Here is a 6,654-nt window from a genome sequence, read left to right as displayed (position 1 = left end):
CCCCCCCCCCCCCCCCCCCCCCCCCCCCCCCCCCCCCCCCCCCCCCCCCCCCCCCCCCCCCCCCCCCCCCCCCCCCCCCCCCCCCCCCCCCCCCCCCCCCCGCCGGCCAGGAGGAGGACGACGTCCAGCACCGTCAGCAGCATGACGGCGGGGAACGCCAGCCGCCGGAACCGGGGACTGCCCGCGAGCGCCGCGACCGCGACGGCGGGCACCGCGAGCGCGAGCCCCACCCAGGCCGCCGCGGTCGGCGGCCCGTCGGGACCGAGGACGAGCACCAGGGACGCCCCGCCCAGCAGGAGCGCGCCGAGGACGGCGGAGACGCGGGCACCCAGCCGGTGGGGGAGCCCGCGCACGCCGGTGGCCAGGTCGTCCTCGATGTCGGGCGCGACGTTGGCCAGGTGTGCGGCCGCGCCGAGCGCCCCGCCGGCGGCGACCAGCCACCACGGCGCGACCGGGGCGCCGGGCGCGGCGGCGACCACGCCGGCAGGCAGCGCGCCGAAGCCGGTCACGTAGGGCACGGCCGAGGCAGCGGTCCGCTTCAGGCCGGCGTTGTAGGCCCACCCGCTGGCCACCAGCACCAGCAGCAGCAGACCGGGCACGAGGCCGAGCAGCAGCGACAGGACGACGGCCGCCGCGACCGCGGCCAGGGCCAGCGAGCGCAGCAGCGCAGGTGCGACCGCGCCCTGCACGACCGGTTTGTCGGCTCGGGCGACGGCGCGGTCGCGGTCGGCGTCGAGCCAGTCGTTGCTCCAGCCGATGGAGGCCTGACCAGCGAGGACGGCCAGCCCCACGAGCGCCACCCGCCCCGCCGGGCACCCGGCGGCGACGGCCAGGAGGGTGGCCACCACGGTCACCGCGACCGCGGGGCCGGGGTGGGTGGCCAGCACCAGTGCGCGGGCGGTCACCCCCGGCGACGCTGGGTGTGCAGGCACATCGACCACGCTGCTGTCAACCCCTCCCCGGTACTTCATAGGGCGGCTGACCTGCGGGTTTACGAATCTGGGCCGTCCCGTTCGTCAGTTTGCCGTGGTAACCTGTGGACAGCGAAAGGGGTCACACACACATGGGCTTCACTGTCGGCGAGACCGTTGTCTACCCGCACCACGGTGCCGCGCTCATCGAGGCGATCGAGAAGCGGGTCATCAAGGGTGAAGAGAAGGCCTACCTCGTGCTGAAGGTCGCCCAGGGCGACCTCACCGTGCGCGTGCCGGCCGACAACGCAGAGATCGTCGGCGTCCGTGACGTCGTCGGTCAGGAGGGGCTGAACCGGGTCTTCGAGGTCCTGCGTGCCCCGCACACCGAGGAGCCGACCAACTGGTCGCGCCGCTACAAGGCCAACCTCGAGAAGCTCGCCTCCGGTGACGTGAACAAGGTCGCCGAGGTCGTCCGCGACCTGTGGCGTCGCGACAAGGACCGTGGTCTCTCCGCCGGCGAGAAGCGCATGCTCTCCAAGGCCCGCCAGATCCTGGTCAGCGAGCTCGCGCTCGCCGAGGGCACCAACGAGGACAAGGCCGAGGTGCTCCTCGACGAGGTCCTCGCCAGCTGAGCCCGGGCTCGGCTGACCTACGCACGTCCCAGACCACTCCCGTGCACGCTGTCGGCATCGTCGCAGCGGCCGGGAGTGGTCTGCGTCTGGGGGCCGATCGGCCGAAGGCGCTGGTCCCGCTCGGTGGGCGGGCGCTGGTCTGCTGGGCCGTGGACACCCTCCGGGACGCCGGTGTGGCCGACGTGGTGGTCGCCGTCCCGGCCCAGGAGCTCGGCGCCTTCGCGACGGTGCTGCCCGCGGACGTGCGGCTGGTCGCGGGCGGCGCCACCCGGACCGCGTCGGTCCGGGCCGCCCTCACCGCGGCCACCGACCACGCCGACGCGGTGCTGGTGCACGACGCCGCCCGTCCGCTGACCCCGCCGGACGTCGTCCGGCGCGTGCTGGGCGCCCTCGCCGCCGGCGCCGCGGCCGTGGTCCCCGTCCTCCCGGTGACCGACACGACCGTCACCGTGGACGACGACGGCGTGCTGACCGGCGCCCTGCCGCGGGAGGCGCTGCGGCGGGTGCAGACCCCGCAGGGCTTCGCCCGGGCCGCCCTCGCCGCGGCCTACGCGGCCCTGCCCGAGGACGCCGAGCTCACCGACGACGCCGCGGTCGTCCGTGCCGCCGGCCTGCCGGTCGCCACGGTGGCCGGTGACGAGCGGGCGGCGAAGGTGACCGTCGCCCACGACCTGGCCCTCGCCGAGTTGCTCGTGAGGACGACGGGCGAGCGAACATCGCAGGGAGCGCCGGCGACCGGGGAGCGGGACGAGCCCAAGGTCGAGCCATCAGCGAGGCTGGGCGCCCGCCGGTGAGCGCCGAGCTGCCGCGGGTCGGCCTGGGGGTCGACGTCCACCCGATCGAGGCCGGCCGGCCCTGCTGGCTGGCCGGGCTGGAGTGGCCGGGGGTCGACGGCTGCGCCGGCCACTCCGACGGGGACGTCGTGGCCCACGCCCTGACCGACGCCGTCCTCTCGGCCGCCGGGCTGGGCGACATCGGCGGGCTGCTCGGCACCGACGACCCCCGGTGGGCCGGCGCCCGCGGGGTGGCGGTGCTCGAGCACGTGCGCGCCACGCTCGCCGCCGCCGGGTGGCGGGTCGGCAACGCCGCGGTGCAGCTGGTCGGGAACAGTCCCAAGGTGGGGCCGCGCCGGGCTGAGGCCGAGGCGGTGCTGTCGGCGGCCCTCGGCGCGCCGGTCAGCGTCACCGCCACCACGACCGACGGCCTGGGCCTCACCGGCCGGGGCGAGGGCCGCGCGGCGATGGCGACGGCGCTGGTGGTCCGGGTGGACGCCGGACCGACCTGACCACCGCGGCTCCGTAGACTCCCCGCAGTGAGCCTCCGCCTGTACGACACGGCCGCCCGCGCGGTCCGCGACTTCACGCCCCTGCGTGCGGGCCAGGCCTCCATGTACGTCTGCGGGCTCACCCCCCAGGGCCCGCCGCACGTGGGGCACGTGCGGTCGGCACTCGTCTTCGACGTGCTGCGCCGCTGGCTCACCGCCGGCGGCCTCGAGGTCACCTACGTCCGCAACGTCACCGACGTCGACGACAAGATCCTCACCAAGGCCGCCGAGAACGGCGTGCCGTGGTGGGCCTGGGCGTACCGCTACGAGCTGGCGGTCACCTCCGCCTACGCGGTCCTCGGGGTGCTGCCGCCGACCTACGAGCCGCGGGCCACGGGCCACGTCCCCGACATGGTGGCGCTGATCGAGCGGCTCATCGAGCGCGGGCACGCCTACGCCGTCGACGGCGACGTCTACTTCGACGTCCGCAGCTTCCCCGGCTACGGCGAGCTGACCCGGCAGACGCTCGGTGATCTCCAGCCGGCCGCCGACACCGAGTCCGACGAGCGCAAGCGCGACCCCCGCGACTTCGCACTGTGGAAGGCCGCCAAGCCCGGCGAGCCGGACACCGCTGCCTGGCCGACACCGTGGGGCCGCGGCCGGCCGGGCTGGCACATCGAGTGCTCGGCGATGGCCGAGCGGTACCTCGGCGCCGAGTTCGACCTCCACGGTGGCGGACTCGACCTGCGCTTCCCGCACCACGAGAACGAGCGCGCCCAGTCGATGGCCGCCGGTGACGGGTTCGCGCGGTACTGGCTGCACCACGGCTGGGTCACCCTCGGCGGCGAGAAGATGAGCAAGTCGCTGGGCAACACCGCGCAGGTCGACGAGGTCGTCAAGCGGGTGCGGCCGGTGGAGCTGCGCTACTACCTGGTCGCCCCGCACTACCGGTCGACGATCGAGTTCACCGACGCCGCGCTCGCCGAAGCCGGAGCGGCCTACCGGCGGCTGGAGTCGTTCGTGCGGCGGGCGGCCGAACGGGTCGGCGAGGGAGCCGGCAAGCCGGAGCTGGCGCCGGAGTTCCGCGCCGCGATGGACGACGACCTGGGCACCCCGGCCGCGATCGCCGCCGTCCACGAGGCGGTGCGGCACGGCAACAGCGCGCTGTCCGAGGGCCGGGACGAGGCGGTGGCGGCGGCGCTGGGCTCGGTGCGCGCCATGCTCGGCGTGCTGGGCCTGGACCCGCTCGACCCGCGCTGGTCCGCCGGCGGGGGCGACGACCGGCTGACCGAGGTCACCGGCGGGCTGGTGGCGCTGGCGCTGGAGCAGCGGCAGGCCGCCCGCGCGCGCAAGGACTACGCGGCCGCCGACGCGATCCGCGACCAGCTCGCCGGTCTCGGCGTGCAGGTCGAGGACACCCCGAACGGACCCCGATGGGAGCTGAGCCGCTGATGGCCGGCAACAGTCAGCGACGGGGCCGCAGCAGCGGCGCCGGCAAGAAGACGGCGACCGCGGGGACCGGCGGCAAGAACCGCCGGGCGCTGGCCGGCCGCGGCGCCACCCCGCCGGCCGAGGCCCGTACCGGGCACCCCGCGCAGCGCCGGGCCCAGGCCGACGCGCGGCGGCGGGCCGAGCGGGACCGCAGCCGGCAGCGGGCCGAGGAGGCCCCCGAGCTGCTGCTGGGCCGCAACCCGGTGGTCGAGGCGCTGCGGGCACAGATCCCCGCGACCGCGCTGTACGTCGTCACCGGCGACACCACCCGCGGCGCCCTCGACGAACGGATCGCAGAGGCCATCGCGCTCGCCGGTGACCGCGGGCTGCCGCTGCTGGAGGTCGGCAAGGCCGAGTTCGACCGGATGTCGAACGGAGCGCTGCACCAGGGCATCGGCCTGCAGGTGCCGCCGTACCAGTACGCCCATCCGGACGACCTGCTCGACCTGGCCCGCGACTCGGGCCGGCCGCCCCTGGTCGTCGCCATGGACGGCGTCACCGACCCGCGCAACCTCGGCGCCGTCGTCCGGTCGGCCGCCGCGTTCGACGCGCACGGCGTCGTCGTGCCGCAGCGCCGCTCGGTGGGCATGACCGCCTCGGCGTGGCGCACCAGCGCCGGCGCCGCCGCGCGGCTGCCGGTCGCGCGCGCGGTCAACCTGGCCCGCGCCCTGGGCTCCTACCAGGACGCCGGGCTCATGACCGTCGGCCTGGCCGGCGACGGGGACGTCGACGTGCACGAGTTCGACGGGTTCGCCGACCCGGTCGCGCTCGTGGTGGGCGCCGAGGGCGCCGGGCTGTCGCGGCTGGTGCGCGAGCGCTGCGACCTCGTCGTCCGCATCCCCATCGCGAGGGACACCGAGTCGCTGAACGTGAGCGTCGCCGCGGGCATCGCGCTGTACGCCGCCGCCTCCGCCCGCCGCTCCAGCGGAGGCTGAGCGCGCAGGTTTCCTGCGCCGTCAGCCTCCGCTAGCCGAGCAGCTGGGCGACGGTGTAGATGACCAGGCCGGCCAGGCCGCCGACCACGGTGCCGTTGACGCGGATCCACTGCAGGTCACGGCCGACCTGCAGCTCGATCCGGCGGCTGGTCTCCTCGGTGTCCCAGCGGGCCACCGTCCCGCCCACCAGGTCGGCCAGGTCGCCGGAGAACCGCTCGACCAGCGAGCCGGCGATGGTGTGCGCCCGCCGCTGGACCAGCTCGCGCACCGTCGGGTCGGTCTGCAGCAGCCGCGCGCCGTCGCGGATGAGCGCGGCGACCCGGGTGCGCAGGACCGAGTCCGGGTCCGCGGCGGCGGCGAGGACGGCGTTCTTCAGGTTGCTCCACAGCGACCCCGACCAGCTCCGGACGGCGGGGTGCTCGAGCAGCTCCTTCTTCAGCTCCTCGACGTGGCCCGCGGTCGCCGGGTCGGTGCGCAGCGCGTGCACGTAGGCCCGCAGCCGGGCGTCGTAGTCCCGCCGCAGCTCGTGGCGGGGGTCCTCGCCGACCTCCTCGAGGAAGCCCTGGACGGCGGCGAAGACCCGGTCGAACACGCGGTCGTCGACCCAGTCGGGCACCCACGCGGGGGAGGCGTCGCCCAGCTGGGCGCGGAAGACGACCCGGTTGTCCTCGAGGAAGCGGGCCAGCCCCCGCAGCGCGGCCGAGAGCACCTCCTGGTGGCGGTCGCCGTCGACGACCAGCTCCAGGGCGCGGGCCACCACGGGAGCGGCGGGGGTGGCGTGCAGCTTGCGGTCGACGAGGGCGGCGACGGCGGGCTGCAGGTCCTCGTCCCTGAGCAGGTCGGCCACCGAGTGCAGCACCGCCGAGGCGTCCCCGGCCAGCCGCTCGGCCCGTCCGGGGGCGGCGAGGAAGGCGCCGAGCCGGCCCGGGACGTCGACCGTGGTCAGCTTCTCCTCGACCACCGCGCGGGTCAGGAAGTTCTCCTGGACGAACGCGCCGAGGCTGGCGCCGATCTGGTCCTTCTTGCGCGGGATGATCGCCGTGTGCGGGATCGGCAGCCGCAGCGGGTGCCGGAACAGCGCGGTGACGGCGAACCAGTCGGCCAGCGCCCCCACCATCGAGGCCTCGGCGGTCGCCCGGACGTAGCCGACCCATGCCCCGGTCTCGGGTCCCAAGAGGACGCAGATGACGAAGACGGCCGCGGCGGCGAGGAAGAGCCCCGTGGCCAGCCGCTTCATCCGGGCGAGGTCGCGTGCCCGCTCCGGGTCGTCGAGGGAGCGGGCGAACGGGGCGGTCGGGGGGGGGGGGGGGGGGGGGGGGGGGGGGGGGGGGGGGGGGGGGGGGGGGGGCGCGCCCCCCCCACCCCCCCCCCCGCCCCCCGCCCACCACCCCCCCCACACCCTCAGCACCCCCCACACC

The 6,654-nt window shown here is 76.4% G+C and carries 7 protein-coding genes; 5 read left to right on the top strand and 2 right to left on the bottom strand.

The genetic code is table 11. The features are described from left to right. Nucleotides 1-905 (bottom strand): UbiA family prenyltransferase (locus ACI78Q_RS23485; protein ID WP_456925895.1); only part of this gene is annotated, 905 nt, incomplete at its 3' end. Nucleotides 906-1,063: 158 nt separating this feature from the next. Between ACI78Q_RS23485 and ACI78Q_RS23480 the strand changes: the two genes are divergently transcribed. The 5 genes from ACI78Q_RS23480 to rlmB are packed head-to-tail and all read left to right on the top strand — an operon-like array spanning nucleotide 1,064 to nucleotide 5,236. Further along, nucleotides 1,064-1,546: a CarD family transcriptional regulator gene (locus ACI78Q_RS23480; RefSeq protein WP_097206868.1), complete on the top strand. Its 483-nt coding sequence runs from the start codon at nucleotides 1,064-1,066 to the stop codon at nucleotides 1,544-1,546. Between the two features lie 41 nt (nucleotides 1,547-1,587). Then, nucleotides 1,588-2,340 (top strand): 2-C-methyl-D-erythritol 4-phosphate cytidylyltransferase, encoded by a 753-nt coding sequence (gene ispD, locus ACI78Q_RS23475; RefSeq protein ID WP_456925894.1) that lies wholly within the window; start codon nucleotides 1,588-1,590, stop codon nucleotides 2,338-2,340. Beyond that, entirely contained in the window at nucleotides 2,337-2,831 is a 495-nt protein-coding gene (ispF, locus tag ACI78Q_RS23470) for a 2-C-methyl-D-erythritol 2,4-cyclodiphosphate synthase (RefSeq protein WP_456925893.1), read from the top strand. Before ispD ends, ispF begins: the two co-directional genes overlap by 4 nt. Nucleotides 2,832-2,858: 27 nt before the next feature. Then, nucleotides 2,859-4,262 (top strand): cysteine--tRNA ligase, encoded by a 1,404-nt coding sequence (gene cysS, locus ACI78Q_RS23465; RefSeq protein WP_456925892.1) that lies wholly within the window; start codon nucleotides 2,859-2,861, stop codon nucleotides 4,260-4,262. Continuing rightward, nucleotides 4,244-5,236: a 23S rRNA (guanosine(2251)-2'-O)-methyltransferase RlmB gene (gene rlmB, locus ACI78Q_RS23460; protein ID WP_456925891.1), complete on the top strand. Its 993-nt coding sequence runs from the start codon at nucleotides 4,244-4,246 to the stop codon at nucleotides 5,234-5,236. Before cysS ends, rlmB begins: the two co-directional genes overlap by 19 nt. Before the next feature lie 31 nt (nucleotides 5,237-5,267). On the opposite strand, the gene ACI78Q_RS23455 is transcribed toward rlmB, so the two are convergent. Beyond that, nucleotides 5,268-6,473, bottom strand: coding sequence for a DUF445 domain-containing protein (locus ACI78Q_RS23455; protein WP_456925890.1), 1,206 nt, complete (start codon nucleotides 6,471-6,473; stop codon nucleotides 5,268-5,270). Nucleotides 6,474-6,654: the final 181 nt, after the last annotated feature.

It is taken from the genome of Geodermatophilus sp. SYSU D00705 (assembly GCF_054050135.1).
The sequence above is the reverse complement of the archived record's forward strand: the minus strand, read 5'-3'. Positions and strand labels throughout refer to the sequence as shown.

What these genes read in the sequence shown, in the direction of transcription:
- ACI78Q_RS23480 (WP_097206868.1), top strand. Translation starts at nt 1,064, where the DNA reads ATGGGCTTCACTGTCGGCGAGACCGTTGTCTACCCGCACCACGGTGCC.
- rlmB (WP_456925891.1), top strand. Translation starts at nt 4,244, where the DNA reads ATGGGAGCTGAGCCGCTGATGGCCGGCAACAGTCAGCGACGGGGCCGC.
- ACI78Q_RS23455 (WP_456925890.1), bottom strand. Translation starts at nt 6,473, where the DNA reads ATGAAGCGGCTGGCCACGGGGCTCTTCCTCGCCGCCGCGGCCGTCTTC.